At 66.5% G+C, this 15,573-nt stretch carries 16 protein-coding genes; 12 read left to right on the top strand and 4 right to left on the bottom strand.

Features of this window, described 5'->3' with window-relative positions; all coding sequences use genetic code 11:
- The first annotated feature begins 108 nt into the window (after positions 1 to 108).
- Entirely contained in the window at positions 109 to 2,211 is a 2,103-nt protein-coding gene (locus R1H25_RS04700; RefSeq protein WP_317222889.1) for a PAS domain-containing sensor histidine kinase, read from the top strand.
- Between the two features lie 4 nt (positions 2,212 to 2,215).
- Positions 2,216 to 3,988, top strand: coding sequence for an EAL domain-containing protein (locus R1H25_RS04705; RefSeq protein WP_317222890.1), 1,773 nt, complete (start codon positions 2,216 to 2,218; stop codon positions 3,986 to 3,988).
- Between the two features lie 93 nt (positions 3,989 to 4,081).
- On the opposite strand, the gene R1H25_RS04710 is transcribed toward R1H25_RS04705, so the two are convergent.
- The 4 genes from R1H25_RS04710 to flgA all read right to left on the bottom strand — a co-directional run bounded on the left by R1H25_RS04710 (position 4,082) and on the right by flgA (position 6,766).
- Entirely contained in the window at positions 4,082 to 5,302 is a 1,221-nt protein-coding gene (locus tag R1H25_RS04710; RefSeq protein ID WP_049446354.1) for an ATP-binding protein, read from the bottom strand.
- Between the two features lie 91 nt (positions 5,303 to 5,393).
- Positions 5,394 to 5,732: a flagellar protein FlgN gene (locus tag R1H25_RS04715; protein ID WP_317222891.1), complete on the bottom strand. Its 339-nt coding sequence runs from the start codon at positions 5,730 to 5,732 to the stop codon at positions 5,394 to 5,396.
- Positions 5,729 to 6,034 (bottom strand): flagellar biosynthesis anti-sigma factor FlgM, encoded by a 306-nt coding sequence (gene flgM / locus R1H25_RS04720; protein WP_049446352.1) that lies wholly within the window; start codon positions 6,032 to 6,034, stop codon positions 5,729 to 5,731. The genes R1H25_RS04715 and flgM overlap by 4 nt, the downstream gene beginning before the upstream one ends.
- 75 nt (positions 6,035 to 6,109) lie before the next feature.
- Positions 6,110 to 6,766, bottom strand: coding sequence for a flagellar basal body P-ring formation chaperone FlgA (gene flgA / locus R1H25_RS04725; RefSeq protein WP_049446349.1), 657 nt, complete (start codon positions 6,764 to 6,766; stop codon positions 6,110 to 6,112).
- 219 nt (positions 6,767 to 6,985) lie between these two features.
- Between flgA and R1H25_RS04730 the strand changes: the two genes are divergently transcribed.
- From R1H25_RS04730 to flgJ, 10 genes are all read left to right on the top strand, one after another.
- Positions 6,986 to 7,930 carry a chemotaxis protein gene (locus tag R1H25_RS04730; RefSeq protein ID WP_010485887.1) on the top strand — a complete coding sequence of 315 codons (945 nt, stop codon included), beginning with the start codon at positions 6,986 to 6,988 and terminating at the stop codon, positions 7,928 to 7,930.
- Between the two features lie 147 nt (positions 7,931 to 8,077).
- Positions 8,078 to 8,473, top strand: a complete 396-nt coding sequence (gene flgB, locus R1H25_RS04735) for a flagellar basal body rod protein FlgB (protein WP_006366156.1) — start codon at positions 8,078 to 8,080, stop codon at positions 8,471 to 8,473.
- A gap of 3 nt (positions 8,474 to 8,476) precedes the next feature.
- Entirely contained in the window at positions 8,477 to 8,884 is a 408-nt protein-coding gene (gene flgC, locus R1H25_RS04740) for a flagellar basal body rod protein FlgC (protein WP_005409575.1), read from the top strand.
- Between the two features lie 23 nt (positions 8,885 to 8,907).
- The gene (locus tag R1H25_RS04745; protein WP_317222892.1) at positions 8,908 to 9,591 is read left to right on the top strand and encodes a flagellar hook capping FlgD N-terminal domain-containing protein; all 684 of its coding nucleotides are present in this window, start codon (positions 8,908 to 8,910) and stop codon (positions 9,589 to 9,591) included.
- Positions 9,592 to 9,623: 32 nt separating this feature from the next.
- Positions 9,624 to 10,847, top strand: a complete 1,224-nt coding sequence (flgE, locus tag R1H25_RS04750) for a flagellar hook protein FlgE (protein WP_094001372.1) — start codon at positions 9,624 to 9,626, stop codon at positions 10,845 to 10,847.
- Between the two features lie 32 nt (positions 10,848 to 10,879).
- Complete coding sequence (locus tag R1H25_RS04755) at positions 10,880 to 11,629, top strand: flagellar basal body rod protein FlgF (protein ID WP_049446343.1); 750 nt, start codon at positions 10,880 to 10,882, stop codon at positions 11,627 to 11,629.
- A 102-nt stretch (positions 11,630 to 11,731) separates the two neighbouring features.
- Positions 11,732 to 12,517, top strand: coding sequence for a flagellar basal-body rod protein FlgG (gene flgG, locus R1H25_RS04760; protein ID WP_005409571.1), 786 nt, complete (start codon positions 11,732 to 11,734; stop codon positions 12,515 to 12,517).
- Between the two features lie 22 nt (positions 12,518 to 12,539).
- The gene (gene flgH / locus R1H25_RS04765) at positions 12,540 to 13,232 is read left to right on the top strand and encodes a flagellar basal body L-ring protein FlgH (RefSeq protein ID WP_049446342.1); all 693 of its coding nucleotides are present in this window, start codon (positions 12,540 to 12,542) and stop codon (positions 13,230 to 13,232) included.
- A gap of 8 nt (positions 13,233 to 13,240) precedes the next feature.
- A complete protein-coding gene (locus tag R1H25_RS04770; protein ID WP_373695548.1) occupies positions 13,241 to 14,371 on the top strand; it encodes a flagellar basal body P-ring protein FlgI in 1,131 nt (376 codons plus the stop codon).
- A 1-nt stretch (position 14,372) separates the two neighbouring features.
- Positions 14,373 to 15,572 carry a flagellar assembly peptidoglycan hydrolase FlgJ gene (flgJ, locus tag R1H25_RS04775; RefSeq protein WP_317222894.1) on the top strand — a complete coding sequence of 400 codons (1,200 nt, stop codon included), beginning with the start codon at positions 14,373 to 14,375 and terminating at the stop codon, positions 15,570 to 15,572.
- Position 15,573: the final 1 nt, after the last annotated feature.

Raw genomic sequence — 15,573 nt, forward strand, 5'->3', positions numbered from 1 at the left:
CCCGTCAGCGGGGCACGCAGTGGTTAACGGCGCCTGCGGCGGATAATTGAGTGGTCAGGGCACACCCGCGCGGTAAGATGGCCGGCGCCCCTTTCTTCCGCCCTGTCCATGCCCGCAGAACCGACCGGCAACGCCCCAGTTCCCGACCCGCGGATGGCGCAGGCGCTGAGCCGCGACCGGCGCCGGGTGGTGCTGAGCTACCTGGCGATGGCACTGGCCTGGATGATCGCAACCGACGGCGCCATACGGGCGCTGGTGCCCGACCCGCAGCAGGCCGCGTTGTGGCAGAGCCTGAAGGGTTCGTTCTTCGCTGTGGCCAGCGCCGGCCTGCTCTACCTGCTGCTGCGTCCCCTGGCCGAGCATGTGCTGCATACCCATGCTCGTCAGCAAACCTCAGAACTGCGCCTGCGGCAGATGTTCGAGGGCAATCCCGGCCCGATCCTGGTCTACGACCTGGACACGCTCGCGATCCTCGACGCGAACCCGGCGGCCTGTACCGCCTTCGGCTGGGACCGTGACGAACTGCTGGAACAGACCATCGACGCGCTGTGGCCGCCAGGCCAGGACCATGCGCTGCAGACCAAGCTGGAGGCGATCCGCGAGGCGCCGGAAGAACTGTGCATCCTGCGTACCCCGCTGCAGCTGCGTGATGGCTCGCTGCGGCAGATGGAACTGCGCTCCAATGCCATCAGCTATGACGGCCACAACGCCCGCTTGTTGATTGCCATCGACCGCACCGCCGAGGATCTGGCCCAGCTGCGCCGCGACCAGGCGCTGGCCCGGGTGGAGGAAGCCCACGAGCTGGCCCGCATCGGCGCCTGGGAGCTGGACCCCTCCACCGGGCTCGGCCGCTACTCGAACCAGGTCTACCGCCTGCTCGGCCGCCGCCCGCCCGAGGCCCGGCGCTGGCATCGCTTCGACGAACTGCTGGTGCCGGCCGACCCTGCCACCGCGACCCAGACCGAACAGGTGTTGGCCGAGCTCTGCTCCGGCGAGCCGGTCCAGGTGGACGTGCTGCTGCCACTGCTGTCGATGGATGGACGCGCATTGATGGTGCATCTGCGTGCTGCCAGCGGCATCGACGAGGCCGGCCGCAAGCGCGTGCTGGGCACGCTGCAGGACGTGACAGAGCGCGAGCAGTCGCGGCGCCTGCTGCGCGAACGCGAGGAACAGTTCCGCGAACTGGTTCGGGTACTGCCCGACGGCGTGGTGATCCTCTCCGACGAACACGTGCTGTACGCCAACGCCTGGGCCGCCAGCCTGTTCGGCTATGGCAGCCACACCCTGCTCGGCGAGCCCCTGTCGGCACTGGTGGACAGCGCCGATCTGGCCCGCGTGCGCAGCCAGCTGCGGGCAGGCCAGCCCCACTTGGGGCCCGGTCACAGCAGCGTGGTGGCAATGCAGCGCGCTGACGGCCGCAGCTTCCATGCCGGCCTGGCAGTGGGTGAAGTGCGTTATGGCGGACGCGACTGCAAGCTGCTGATCGTGCGCGACCTGAGCGATGCCGAGCGCACCCGCAGCGCACTGGAAACCAGCAACCGTGAACTGCAGGCGATGGCCGGCCGCCTGTTCTCGCTGCAGGAGGACGAACGCCGCGCGATATCGCGCGACCTGCACGACGACATCGGCCAGGCCATCACGGCGATCAAGCTGTCCGCCCATGCTGCGCAGGACGAGCATGATCCGCAGCGCCGCGCCGAGGATCTGGCACAGATCGTCAGCCTGGCCGACACCACCGTGGCCAAACTGCGCGACATCTCCACCCTGCTGCGCCCGCCGCAGCTGGACGCGCTGGGCCTGGAAGCAGCCCTGAGCTGGCAGGCACGGGTGCTGTTCCGTTCCTCGCCGGTGGAACTGCTGGCCGAGATCGAGCCCCTGCCACACCGTCCTGACAACAGCATCGAGCAGGCCTGCTTCCGTATCGCGCAGGAGAGCCTGACCAATGCCCTGCGCCACGCCCGCGCCAGCCAGGTCCTGCTGCAGCTGCGCGATGTCGGCCAGCGCGGACTGCACCTGCAGATCCGTGATGATGGCGAGGGCTTCGACCCGGACGGTCCACGAGGCCTGGGCCTGATCGTGATGCGCGAACGTGCGCAGAGCGTCGGCGGCCACGTGCGGATCGAATCCGCGCACGGCGAAGGCACCCTGATCGACGTTCATCTCCCTTACCAGGCGGCCAGCATGGCTGCCGTCGAGTCACCGGAATACTGAGCCTATGTGGAATCCCAACCTGCCCCCGGTCAGCATCGATGATGCGCCCGACCGCCTCGGCGCCGGCAACCCCGAGCTGCAGGCGATGGTCGCCGAAGCGGCCTCGGGCGGCACCGCACTGATGCTGATGCATGTGGACATCGACCACTTCGCCTCGGTCAACGAGAACATGAGTGCCGAGGTGGGAGACCAGGCGCTGGTCCTGGTGGCTCAACGGCTGCAGTCCTATCTGCGCGGGCGCGGCAAGCTGTGGCGCCATGGTAGTGACGAATTCCTGATCGCGGTGCCCCGCACTGCCGACGTGCCGCTGCCGGAAGACTTCGCCGAAGAGATCCGCCAGCAGATGGAACTGCCGCTGTCGGTGCTGCCGTATACGTTGTTCATGACCGGCAAACTGGGCGTGAGCCTGTGCCCGGAGCATGCCAGCGGCACGTCACGCCTGCTCGACCACGCCGAAGACGCGCTGTACCAGGCCGCGCGCGAAGGCGGCAACGCGGTGCGCATCCACGCGGTGGATACTCCGCCAAGCGCGCACAGCGAGAGCATCATCGCGCGGCAGATCGTCGACGCCATTCCCAATGGCGAATTGAAACTGCGCTACCAGCCGCTGGTCAGCGCTCGTGATGGCCACGTGGTCGGCATGGAAGCGCTGTTGCGCTGGCAGTCGCCGACGCTGGGCATGCTGGTACCGGAGCGCTTCATGCGCACCGCCGAGCGGCTGGGCATCATCGTGCAGATTGGCACCTGGGTGCTGGAAGGCGCACTGAAGCAGGCCCGCCTGTGGCGCGACCAAGGCTTCGACGACTTCACCATCGCCGTGAATGTCTCCACCCTGCAGTTGCTGCGGCCGAACTTCTTCGCCGAGGTCATGGGCCTGATCCAGTCGGCCGGCGTGCCGGCGCAGATGCTGACGCTGGAGATCAACGAAAGCGCGCTGACCAACAACGTCAACTTCGTGCACGAGACGCTGGCCAACCTGCGCAACGAAGGCATCAGCCTGAGCCTGGACAATTTCGGTACCGGCGACTCAAGCCTGAGTGCGCTGGTGCGCTATCCGGTGGACAAGCTGAAGATCGATCGCAGCTTCATCAAGAGCGCACCGGCCGGCAACCGTGAGGCGGCCATCGCCCGCGCGATCATCGCCATGGGCCACCAGCTGGGCATGACGGTGATCGCCAACGGCGTGGAGTCGCAGGCGCAGTTGGGCTTCCTGCGTCGCAACGATTGTGATGTATTCCAGGGCTACCTGTTCGGCGAACCGATGTCCGCCGATGCCGCCGGCATGACCCTGCGCCGCCGCTACCTGCGCCCGGAGGCCTTCGCCGAGACCCGCCCGGATCGCACGCTGCTGTTGCTGGACGACGAAGAGAACGTGCTGCGTTCGCTGGTGCGCCTGTTCCGCCGTGACGGCTACCGCATCCTGGCGGCCGGCAACGTGCGCGATGCGTTCGACCTGCTGGCCATCAACGACGTGCAGGTGATCCTGTCCGACCAGCGCATGAGCGACATGAGCGGCACCGAGTTCCTGGGCCGGGTGAAGATGCTGTACCCGGATACGATCCGCCTGGTGCTGTCCGGCTACACCGATCTGAACACGGTGACCGATGCGATCAACCGCGGCGCGATCTACCGCTTCCTGACCAAGCCGTGGAACGATGACGAACTGCGCAAGCACATCCACCAGGCGTTCCGCACCTACGAGGAACAGCGCCGCAGCAACGCCGGTCCCGCACCGGTGGAGAGCGGAGACGGCGGTGAGGATCGCCCGTTGCGGTAACGGTCCCCTCTGGTAGCGCCGGCCGCTGGCCGGCTGCTCTGGATGTCAGGTTCAACGAGGTTGCCGGCCAGCGGCCGGCACTACCAGAAGCAGTCAGCGCGGCTGCTTCACCGGCAGCACCACGCGGAAGCGCGAGCCTACGCCCGGGGTGCTGTCCAGGTCGATGCGGCCATGGTGCTTGTTGATGATGCTGTAGGAGATCGACAGGCCCAGGCCGGTGCCACTACCCACCGGCTTGGTGGTGAAGAACGGATCGAAGATGCGCTGGCGCAGTTCCGGCGAGATGCCGCCGCCGGTGTCTTCGAACTCGACCCACACGTGATCGCCATCAACGCCGGTGCGCACCGTGATGGTGCCGCGCTCGGCAATGGCATGACCCGCGTTGAGCAGCAGGTTCATGTAGACCTGGTTCAACTCCGACGGCAGGCATTCCACCAACGGCAACTGGCCGAACTCGCGCACCAGGTGCACTTTGTACTTGAGTTCATTCCAGATGATGTTGATGGTCGATTCCAGGCCGGAATGCAGGTCCACCAGCTTCCATGACTCGTCGCGGCCGGAATACGAGAAGTCCTTCAGGTCGCGCACGATGCGGGTGACACGCTCGATGCCTTCGCGCGACTCGGCCATCAGCTGCGGCAGGTCGCGGCTGATGAAATCGATGTCCAGGCGATCACGAATGTCGTCGATTTCCGGGATCAGCGCCTTCGGATCCGGCGCCCGCAGCGCACGTTCGTAAGCCTCGATGACGGTGAACAGGCTGCGCAGGTACTCCTGCAGGCTGCCCAGGTTGGAGTGCACGTAGCCGATCGGATTGTTGATCTCGTGCGCGACGCCGGCAGCAAGCTGTCCGATCGAGGCCATCTTCTCCGACTGCAGCAGCTTTTCCTGGGTACCGTTCAGGCGCAGGTACGCCTGGCGCAGCTCGGCATGGCGCTGCTGCAGTTCGCGTTCGTAGTCTTCCTGCCCTTCGATGTGGCGGAACAGGGCCAGGAAGTGCCCCTGGCCGACCGGGCCGTGGTGGTAGAGGTGCGCGATGACCACGCCCTCGCCCAGCGGCAGGCTGCCATTCCAGTGGCCGTGCTGGCGCGCCTGTTCCAACGCATCGGGCGGCAACAGCTCGCGAAGACGCTGCGGCGGAGGCAGACCACCGCCCTCACCACTGGCCAGCAGGTTCTGCGCGGCCGGATTGGCCAGGGCCACCTGCCCGTCTTCGGTGAACAGCAGCAGGCCTTCGCGCAGGCGCTCAAGCAGCGCCTGCAGCACCGGCTGCGGCGGAAGGGGGGCGGTAACCAGGGCGTTGGCAGCGGACACGGCGACTCGGGGCATTCGAACAGGCGCCCAATATACGCGGTCACGCAGCGGGCTTCAGCCCGTGTGATGGGGTTGTGCGACCGCCGTCGCGTCAGGCGACGGCGAGTGGACGGCGCGCAGTGACAGTGTGCGCCTGGCCCTTGGCATCGTAGGCCGAGGCATCTTCAGTGCGGCCGAGCTGGCGCAGCGCCCAGTTGACCTCGCGGCGGCGGCGCGACAGCAGCACGCCGTTGGCGCGGTTGCGCTCGGCCAGTTCCTGCAGCTGTTCGCCCTCGCCCACCGGCAGCGCGCCTTCCAGCGCACGCAGCGCTTCCAGCTTGGCCCCGGTGGCCCGGATCAGGGCGTGCACGTCGTGCTCGACCAGGGCCTGGCGTTCAACGTCCAGGGCCTGGGCAAGGCGCTGCAGCGGCTCGCTCATCGCCGCGGTCATCCGTGAAGCTGCTGGTCCAGCTCGAGCATGCGCGATGCGATCGCGTCCGGATTGATCTTGTAGGTGCCGTTCTGCAGCGATTCGCGCACGGCGGCCACGCGCTGGGCGTCGATCGCCGGGGCGGTGGTCAGCTCACGCTCGATGGCCTGCAGATTGGTGGCCTCGCCGGTCAGGCGCAGGCTGTCAGCCGCCTCGACCGGGCGGGTCGGCGCATCGGTGCTGACGCCGGGCTTGTTGGCCGGGGTCGTCACGCTGCGCAGTGCCTGGGGGACCTGCAGGTTGCCGTCGATTTTCTGGCTCATGGGGTATCCTGGAGTTGCCGTTCACAAGGGATAACGGCCGCAGGGCCGTGATCTTTAGGGATATTTTGCGGTAATTCAACGCGCCACGATTACGTCACCTGCGGCATCGACCGTGCCCTGCACGATCCGCCGCGAGGACAGATTCTCCACCGAGACCCGCTCGTTCTCACCGGCATCACCCATCGCGCGGCCGGCAATACGGACCTCGACCGAGCCGCGACGCGAGACCAGGGCCACATTGTCTCCTCGCTTGATGAGACGCTGCACCACCAGATCGTTGTTCGACAGCAGGGCTCCGGCCTGCAACGGACGGCGGGCGATGCGGCCGATCGCTGCATTGGGGTCGGCCAGCACCGCACCGGCAATCCGGGCGGCATCACGTTGGGCAGTGGTGATATCGGCGGCGGTGAGGGTTTCTCCAGTGCCGATTCCACGGTTGAGCACCAGCACGGTCTGGTTGCGCCGCACCTTTACGGGCACGAACAGGCGCCAGCCACCGGCATCGGGGCAGCTGACCTCAACCGTGGTGTTGGCAGTGGGCTGCACCTGCAGTGCGCCCCCACACTTCGGCAGGCGCAGCGCATCGGCCACCTGGGCCTCGCCCTCGCTGCCGGCCGGCAGCGTCGACAGCGCCGCAGTACGGATGCTGGCCACCGGCTGCCAGTCGGAGGCGGTCGCCCATGGCGAGGCCAGCGACAACGCGATGGCGAATATGGATGTGACCCGGCGCATGGCGCCTCCTGTCGAAGGGATCTGGCCCAGGTGCGTGCAAGAGGTGTGCCAGAGGGGCTTGTGTAGAGTCGAGCTTGCTCGACTGCTTTCATGGCCAGTCGAGCAAGCTCGACTCTACAGAGGCAGGGTCCGCATGGCGTGGCGCCATAAAGGCGGTGTGGAGCGCGCGGGCGGCTGAGCGCCCTCAAGTTCGGCGCCTACCCCGCCGATACAGCAGCCATGTCCCATGACCTGCTCAACCGGATCGACCAGCGGACCCGTCTGGCCGGCCACAATCGCCTGGCGCTGCTGCTGTTCCGTCTCGGCGGACGTCAGCTTTTTGGCGTCAATGTCTTCAAGGTGCAGGAAGTCCTGCGGCGCCCGGAGCTGTTCCAGGTGCCCGGGCTGCCCAGCCAGTTCTCCGGCGTGGCCGACGTGCGTGGCCGCTCGGTGCCGGTGCTGGACCTGGGTCTGGCCATCGGCCACCCCGAGCGTGAGCCCGATGCGGACACCTCGCCCGGCTATCTGGTCGTCACCGAATTCAACCGTTCGATCCAGGGCTTCCTGGTCAGCGGCGTCGAGCGCATCGTCAACATCGCGGTGGAAGACATCCACCCGCCGCCGGAACTGGGCGCCGAATCGAGCTATCTGACCGCAGTCACCCGCTTCCAGGGCGAGCTGATCCAGGTGATCGACGTTGAAAGCGTGCTGGCCGATATCGCCCAGGTGCGCGGCGAGGCGGTGCTGGACCCGACCATGGCAATGCCGGCCGACGGCCCGCAGCTGCAGGTGCTGGTGGTGGACGATTCACGCGTCGCCCGTCAGCAGATCCGCAGCGTGCTGGACCAGCTGGGAGTGGGCGCCACCCTGCTTTCCGATGGCAAGCAGGCGTTGGACCACCTGCTGCAGATCCACGCCTCGGGCGAGAACCCGGCCGAGCGCTACGCCATGGTCATCTCGGACATCGAGATGCCGGCCATGGACGGCTACACGCTGACGACGGAAATCCGGCGGCACCCGGGCCTGGCCGGCTTGTACGTGCTGCTGCATACCTCGCTGTCGGGCGTATTCAACAATGCGATGGTCGAGCGCGTCGGCGCCAACGCTTTCGTAGCCAAGTACTCGCCGCACGAGCTGGCCGACTTCGTGCTGGACCGCCTGCGCAAGGTCGCGATGGCGGCCTGACGGCCCTCTCCTGTACAGCCGAGTCCATGCTCGGCTTGTGCGGCGCCTGAACGAAAGGCAGCCGAGCATGGCTCGGCTCTACAGGATCGCGCGCACTTTGGCACACCCCTTGCAGCTTCCCGGGCAACGTTCCCGTGGGAGTGCACCGTGCGCAACCTGATTACCGACTACCTGGGCGTCCACGCCCAGGCCATGCCGTTGCGCGAACAGCGGATGAAGCTGATCGCCAGCAACCTCGGCAATGCCGACACTCCCGGCTACAAGGCCCAGGACCTGGACTTCGATGCCGCCCTGCGCCACGCCCAGGGGCAGGATGCCAACGGCCTGATGACCACTACCAACGAGCAGCACTACGAAATCAGTAGTGGCCTGAACCCGTTCCAGATCGCGCGCGAAGGCGTGCAGCCCAGCCTGGACGGCAACACCGTCGATCCCGATGCCGAGCGTGCCGCCTATGGCCGCGCCGCACTCGAATACCGCGCTTCGCTCAGCTTCGTCGAGAGCAAGGTGCGTTCCATGCTGACCGCGATCACGGGGCAATAAGCCATGAGCAACCTGCCGATCTTCGATATCGCCGGCTCCGCACTGCAGGCGCAGTCGGTGCGCATGAGCACCATCGCCTCCAACCTTTCCAACGCCGACACCGTCGCTGGTTCCGCCGACGCCGTGTACAAGCCGCTGGAGCCGATCTTCCAGGCTGTAACCAGCAAGAACGATCCGAACATCACCTCGGTGAAGGTCAAGGAAATCACCCAGAGCGATGCGGCACCGATCAAGCGCTACGAGCCGGGCCATCCGCTGGCCGACGGCGATGGCTACATCTACCAGCCCGACGTCGATCCGGTGGCGCAGATGGTCAACCTGATCTCGACCTCGCGCAATTACCAGGCCGGTGTGGAGATGCTGACCACCGCCAAGGAACTGGCCCTGGCCACCCTGACCATGGGCCGCTGAGCCCCGCCGCACCGGATACCGCCATGACCACTTCCGTCAACAACCAGACCAGCCAGGACGTCTATTCCGCGCTGGGCCTGAACGCTCCGAACAGCAACGCCACCAAGAAGAAGAACACGCTGGACCAGGCCGATTTCCTGCGCCTGATGACCGAGCAGCTGCAGCACCAGGATCCGCTGAAGCCGATGGACAACACGCAGATGGTCGCGCAGATGGCGCAGATGTCCACCGTGCAGGGCATCACCGATCTGAACAAGACGGTGAAGGGCTTCCAGGAGTCGATGGCCAGCGACCAGGTGCTGCGTGGTGCTGCGCTGGTCGGCCACCAGGTGCTGGTGCCATCGGAAAAGCTGATACTGGAAAAGGAAGGCAGCGTCGAAGGCACGGTGGCCGCACCGTCGGCCGGCATCATCACTGTCGACATCACCGATGCCAACGGCGCCAAGGTCACCTCCCTCAGCGTTGAAGCCAAGGCGGCCGGCGAAACCGCCTTCCAGTGGGACGGCAAGGATGCGAACGGCAAGCGCATGGAGCCCGGCAAGTATTCCATCGTCGCCAACCATGTCGACACCGCCGGCAAGAGCACCAAGCTTTCCACCTACGTGCAGGCACCGGTGGAAAGCGTGACCGTCGGTTCCGACGGCCTGTACCTGAACCTCAAGGGCCTGGGCACGGCCCCGATCGACTACGTGCTCCGCGTCAGCTGAGCCGCACACCCCGCACTTACCAGGAGCATCCCATGGGCTTCAATGTCTCGCTGTCCGGCATCAATGCCGCCAACTCCGACCTGAGCGTCACTGCCAACAACGTCGCCAACGTCAACACCACCGGCTTCAAGGAATCGCGCGCCGAGTTCGCCGATCTGTTCTCGGCCACCGGCTACGGCCTGTCGAAGAATGCGGTGGGTTCCGGTGTGCGTGTCTCCAATGTCGCCCAGCAGTTCAAGCAGGGCCACAACGAACAGACCGGTCGCAGCCTGGATATGGCCATTTCCGGTGAAGGCTTCTTCACCATGAACATGAACGGCAGCCGCGTGTACTCGCGTGCCGGCAACTTCCAGACCGATGCATCCGGCTATGTGGTCAACCCACAGGGCGCGCGCCTGCAGGTGTTCGCGCCGAATGCCGATGGCACCAACTTCGATGCCGGGCGCATGGTCGACCTGCAGCTGCTGACCACCGACAGCCCGCCAAAGCAGACCAGCGAAGTGAAGGTCGGCTTCACCCTGCCGGCCAACGCCAAGCAGCCGACGGTCACCACCTTCGATCCGACCGATTCGAACAGCTACAACCACTCCAGCGGCGGCATCACCGTGTACGACTCGCTGGGCGTCAGCCACATCCAGGTCTCGTACTTCGTGAAGGGTGCCAACCCGAACGAGTGGACCGTGCGCAACTACGTGGATGGCCAGCCGGCGGGCAACCCGACCCCGGTCACCTTCGATAACAGCGGCAAGCTGACTGCACCGACGGACGGCAAGGTCAGCCTCGGCACCTTCACCCCGACCACCGGTGCCGGCGTGCTGAACATGACGCTGGACATCAACGGCTCGACCCAGTACGGCGAGAAGTTCGCGCTGCGCAACACCCAGCAGGACGGCTACGCCGCCGGCAAGCTCAACGAAATCACCGTGTCGGAAACCGGCGTTGTCTACGCCCGTTACTCCAACGGGGCCGACAAGCCGCTGGGCCAGGTCGCGCTGACCACCTTCAACAATCCGCAGGGACTGGAGTCGAAGGGCAACAATCTGTGGGTGGACACCTTCAGCTCGGGCACGCCGCGCACCGGCATGCCGGACACCTCCAACCTCGGCAAGATCCAGGCCGGCTCGCTGGAAGCGTCCACCGTCGACCTCACCGAGCAGCTGGTCAACATGATTACCGCGCAGCGCAACTTCCAGGCCAACGCGCAGATGATCACCACCCAGGACCAGATCACCCAGACCGTCATCAACATCCGTTGATGACGCGCTGACCCTGTCACGGAACTCCCCGCATGGATAAAGCCCTTTACGTGGCGATGACCGGTGCCCGCGCCTCCCTGCAGGCGCAGGGTACGCTCAGCCACAACCTCGCCAACTCCGATACTCCCGGCTTCAAGGAAGCGCTGGCCAACACCGAAGCCTTCCCGATCCGTGGCCCGGGCTTTGCCTCGCGGGTGGATGCGCTGCATGTCGATGCCGGGTTCAACCGCACGCCCGGCTCGCAGCACATCACCGGCAAGCCGCTGGATCTGTCCCTGCAGACCGGCACCTGGCTGGCGGTGCAGTCCAGTGACGGCAGCGAGGCGTACACGCGCGGCGCGGCGCTGTCGGTCACGCCGAACGGCCAGCTGGTGACCTCCAGCGGCCGCACGGTGCTGGATGACAACAACAACCCGATCGCCATTCCGCCCTACCAGGCGATGGAGATCGGTGCCGACGGCACTATCTCGATCATTCCGCAGGGTGAAGGCCCGCAGACCATGGCGCAGATCGGTCGCATCAAAGTGGTGCAGGCCCCAGATGAGCGCCTGGAGCGTGGCCTGGATGGTCTGTTCCGCAACACCGACCCACGCCAGCCGTTCGCACCTGCTCAGGGCACGGCCGTGCACAGCGGCCAGCTGGAAGGCAGCAACGTGGACGCCGCAGGCGCGCTGGTGCAGATGATCCAGCTGCAGCGCCAGTACGAAATGCAGGTGCAGGTGATCAAGCACGGCGACGAGAACGCGCGCAGCGCCAACAGCATGCTGCGCCTGGGCAGCTGACGGAATTCCGGCGCCGGCTGATGCCGGCGCTGGCACACCGCTTGCACACCCGCATTCAAGGGCCGCACCACGCGGCCGGCTTCACCAGACAGGACACCGAAGATGAACCAGGCATTGTGGATCGCGAAAACCGGACTGGATGCGCAGCAGATGCGCATGTCGGTGGTTTCCAACAACCTCGCCAACACCAACACCACCGGCTTCAAGCAGGACCGTGCCAGTTTTGAAGACCTGCTGTACCAGCAGGTGCGCCAGCCCGGCGGTTCCTCGTCGGCGCAGACGCAGCTGCCCACCGGCCTGCAGCTCGGCACCGGCGTGCGCGTGGTTGCCACCGCCAAGAATTTTGAACAGGGTGGACAGCAGCAGACCGGCCGAGCCCTGGACGTGATGGTCAACGGCCGCGGCTTCTTCGAGGTTCAGATGCCCGATGGCAGCTCGGCCTACACCCGTGATGGCTCGTTCAAGATCAACCAGGACAGCGAGCTGGTCACCAACAGCGGCTACCCGGTGCAGCCGGGCATCCAGATTCCCGAAGGCGCGCAGTCGGTGACCATCGGTACCGACGGCACCATCAGCGTGAAGATGGCCGACGGTGCGGCGTCTGTGGAAGTGGGTGCGCTGACCCTGACCGACTTCGTCAATCCGGCCGGCCTGCAGGCCCGCGGCGAGAACCTGTTCCTGGAGACCACCGCTTCTGGTCCGGCACAGAACGGCAACCCCGGGCTCAACGGCCTCGGCACTGTGGTGCAGGGCGCGCTCGAAGGCAGCAACGTCAACGTGGTGGAAGAGCTGGTGTCGATGATCGAAACCCAGCGCGCCTACGAGATGAACGCCAAGGCGATCTCCACCACCGATTCGATGCTCGGCTACCTCAACAACAAGCTCTGACCGGCCAAACCGGGAAACCGCCATGTCGCCCATTTCCAACTTCACCCGCACTGCCCTCGCCTGCGCCGTGGCCGCCCTGCTCGGTGGCTGCGTGATCGCGGGCGACGTGCGTCCCTACCCGACGATGGCGCCGATCCAGCCGATCATGCCGCCGCAGGCCCAGCCGACCGCCGGTGCCATCTACGCCGCCGGCCCGACCCTGCAGCTGTATTCGGACCGCCGCGCACGCGATGTTGGCGACCTGCTGACCATCACCCTGCTGGAAAACACCACCGCGCAGACCAGTGCGAATACCGCCACCAACAAGGAATCGAACCTGAGCCTGGGCACACCGTCCATTCTCGGCGCGCCGGTCACCCTTGGCGGCAAGGACATTCTCAGCGCATCGGCAGCAGGCAAGCGTGACTTCACCGGCAAGGGCAACAGCGCGCAGAGCAACCGCCTGCAGGGCAGCGTCACGGTCACCGTGGTGCAGCGCCTGCCCAACGGCAACCTGGTGGTGCAGGGGCAGAAGAACCTGCGGCTGAACCAGGGCGATGAACTGGTGCAGGTACAGGGCATCGTGCGCCCCGGCGACATCAGCCAGGACAACACCATTCCGTCCAGCCGCGTGGCCGAGGCCCGCATCGTCTACGGCGGTCGCGGCCCGGTCGCGCAGTCCAACGCGATGGGCTGGCTGAGCCGCTTCTTCAACTCCGGCCTGACGCCGTTCTGAGTATGGCCATGAAACGCTTCCTCTCTTATTCCTGGCAGCGCCGCGTGGCGTCGTTCGTGACGCTGATGCTGCTGGTCGTGGCAGCCCCGGCCAGCGCCGAGCGCATCAAGGACCTGGCCCAGGTCGGCGGCGTGCGCGGCAATGCGCTGGTGGGTTATGGCCTGGTGGTCGGCCTGGATGGCAGCGGCGACCGCACCAGCCAGGCACCCTTCACTGTGCAGAGCCTGAAGAACCTGCTCGGCGAGCTTGGCGTCAACGTGCCGCCGAACGTCAACCCGCAGCTGAAGAACGTGGCGGCCGTAGCGATCCACGCCGAGCTGCCGCCGTTCGCCAAGCCGGGCCAGCCGATCGACATCACCGTGTCCTCGATCGGCAACGCGGTCTCGCTGCGTGGCGGTTCGTTGCTGATGGCACCGCTGCGCGGTGCCGACGGCCAGATCTACGCCATCGCCCAGGGCAACCTGATCGTCGGTGGCTTCGGTGCGCAGGGCAAGGATGGTTCCCGCGTCTCGGTGAACGTGCCCAGCGTCGGCCGTATTCCCAACGGTGCCACCGTTGAACGTGCCCTGCCCGACCCGCTGGCCAACGGCGGCGACATCACCCTGAACCTGCACAACAACGACTTCACCACCGTCTCTCGCATGGTCGCTGCGCTCAACAACGCATTCGGCGAAGGCGCAGCGCGTGCGGTCGACGGCGTGACTGTGGCCGTGACCGCGCCGACCGACCCGGGCGCACGCATCGGCCTGCTGGCGCGCATCGAAAACCTGGAACTGACCCCGGGCAGCGCCGCGGCCAAGGTAGTGGTCAATTCGCGCACCGGCACCGTGGTCATCGGCCAGCAGGTACGCGTGGGACCGGCCGCGATCTCGCACGGTTCACTGACCGTGACCATCCAGGAAAACACCAACGTCAGCCAGCCCAACGCGCTGTCCGGCGGGCGTACCGTAGCCAGCCCGCAGTCGACCATCACCGCCACCAACGACGGCAGCCGCATGTTCAAGTTCAGTGGCGGCACCACCCTGGACGAGATCGTGCACGCGGTGAACGCGGTAGGCGCTGCACCGGGCGATCTCATCGCGATCCTGGAAGCCCTGAAGCAGGCCGGCGCATTGAGTGCCGAGCTCGAGGTGATCTGATATGCGTATCAATCCCGCATTCGATCTGCACCCGGCGCAACAGAACGATCCGGCCAAGATCGACAAGGTCGCGCGCCAGCTGGAAGGCCAGTTCGCGCAGATGCTGGTCAAGAGCATGCGTGACGCCAGCTTCGGCGACTCGCTGTTCCCCGGCGAAAACAAGATGTTCCGCGAGATGTACGACCAGAAGATTGCCGAGGCGATGACCCGCGGCAAGGGGCTGGGCCTGTCGGGCATGATCAGCCGGCAGCTGTCCGGCCAGGCCGCCGAGGGTCCGGCGCTGGATACCCGCCTGGACCCGGCCAAGGCCAGCCGTGCCTACCAGCTCAATGCGCCGGCCAGGCCGGCACCGTCGCTGCCACTGGAAGATGGCAGCCAGGCCGTGCGTCTGCTGCAGCAGATGGCCGCCGGCGCGCAGCAGGGGGCACAGGCGGCAGTCGCGCCGATGGAGCAGGCCCTGGACCTGATCGCCGGCCGTGAGAGCAGCAGCATGCACCGCTCGCTGGGCACCGAAGATCCGTACATCGGCAGCCTGCAGGGTGAAGACTGGGCCGCCCGCAGCGACCAGTGGTCGGCCACCGCCAGCAATCGCGGCACCGCGATCAGCCCAACCGATGCGCTGGCCACCCGCACCGCCGTTGCCCAACTGGGCGAGCACACCCCGGAAGGCTTCGTCGCCAGTATCTGGCAGCACGCGCAGAGTGCAGCCAAGGAACTGGGCGTGGATGCCCGCGCCCTGGTTGCACAGGCGGCGCTGGAAACCGGCTGGGGCAAGCGCCACATCAAGCACGCCGATGGCAGCACTTCGCACAACCTGTTCGGCATCAAGGCCAACGGGTGGAACGGCCAGCGCGCCGTGGCCGGCACCCATGAATATGTCGACGGCGTACGCCGCAACGAGACTGCCAGCTTCCGCGCCTACAGTTCGCCGGCCGAGAGCTTCGCCGACTACGTGCGCCTGCTGAAGACCAGCCCGCGTTACCAGCAGGCCCTGCAGGCCGGCACCGACGTGCAGGGCTTTGCCCGCGGCCTGCAGCGCGCCGGCTATGCCACCGATCCGCGCTACGCGGCCAAGATCGCCGCGATCGCCGGTGGACCGACCATCGAGCGCGCGGTCAGCGCCGTAGCCGAGGCCGGCACGCGCCTTGGCCAGACCTTCGCCAGCACCGCAACCGCGGCGCTGGGTATCACTCGTCGTTGAG

Origin of the sequence: Stenotrophomonas veracruzanensis (assembly GCF_032911525.1) — a bacterium.
Taxonomy (GTDB): domain Bacteria; phylum Pseudomonadota; class Gammaproteobacteria; order Xanthomonadales; family Xanthomonadaceae; genus Stenotrophomonas; species Stenotrophomonas africana.

Bases quoted from the DNA above. Each gene is read 5' to 3' on its own strand.
- flgA (WP_049446349.1), bottom strand. From the start codon at position 6,766: ATGCGCCGGGTCACATCCATATTCGCCATCGCGTTGTCGCTGGCCTCG.
- R1H25_RS04745 (WP_317222892.1), top strand. From the start codon at position 8,908: ATGACCACTTCCGTCAACAACCAGACCAGCCAGGACGTCTATTCCGCG.
- R1H25_RS04700 (WP_317222889.1), top strand. From the start codon at position 109: ATGCCCGCAGAACCGACCGGCAACGCCCCAGTTCCCGACCCGCGGATG.
- flgE (WP_094001372.1), top strand. From the start codon at position 9,624: ATGGGCTTCAATGTCTCGCTGTCCGGCATCAATGCCGCCAACTCCGAC.
- flgC (WP_005409575.1), top strand. From the start codon at position 8,477: ATGAGCAACCTGCCGATCTTCGATATCGCCGGCTCCGCACTGCAGGCG.
- R1H25_RS04730 (WP_010485887.1), top strand. From the start codon at position 6,986: ATGTCCCATGACCTGCTCAACCGGATCGACCAGCGGACCCGTCTGGCC.
- R1H25_RS04715 (WP_317222891.1), bottom strand. From the start codon at position 5,732: ATGACCGCGGCGATGAGCGAGCCGCTGCAGCGCCTTGCCCAGGCCCTG.
- R1H25_RS04705 (WP_317222890.1), top strand. From the start codon at position 2,216: ATGTGGAATCCCAACCTGCCCCCGGTCAGCATCGATGATGCGCCCGAC.
- flgH (WP_049446342.1), top strand. From the start codon at position 12,540: ATGTCGCCCATTTCCAACTTCACCCGCACTGCCCTCGCCTGCGCCGTG.
- flgM (WP_049446352.1), bottom strand. From the start codon at position 6,034: ATGAGCCAGAAAATCGACGGCAACCTGCAGGTCCCCCAGGCACTGCGC.
- R1H25_RS04755 (WP_049446343.1), top strand. From the start codon at position 10,880: ATGGATAAAGCCCTTTACGTGGCGATGACCGGTGCCCGCGCCTCCCTG.
- flgJ (WP_317222894.1), top strand. From the start codon at position 14,373: ATGCGTATCAATCCCGCATTCGATCTGCACCCGGCGCAACAGAACGAT.
- R1H25_RS04770 (WP_373695548.1), top strand. From the start codon at position 13,241: ATGAAACGCTTCCTCTCTTATTCCTGGCAGCGCCGCGTGGCGTCGTTC.
- flgG (WP_005409571.1), top strand. From the start codon at position 11,732: ATGAACCAGGCATTGTGGATCGCGAAAACCGGACTGGATGCGCAGCAG.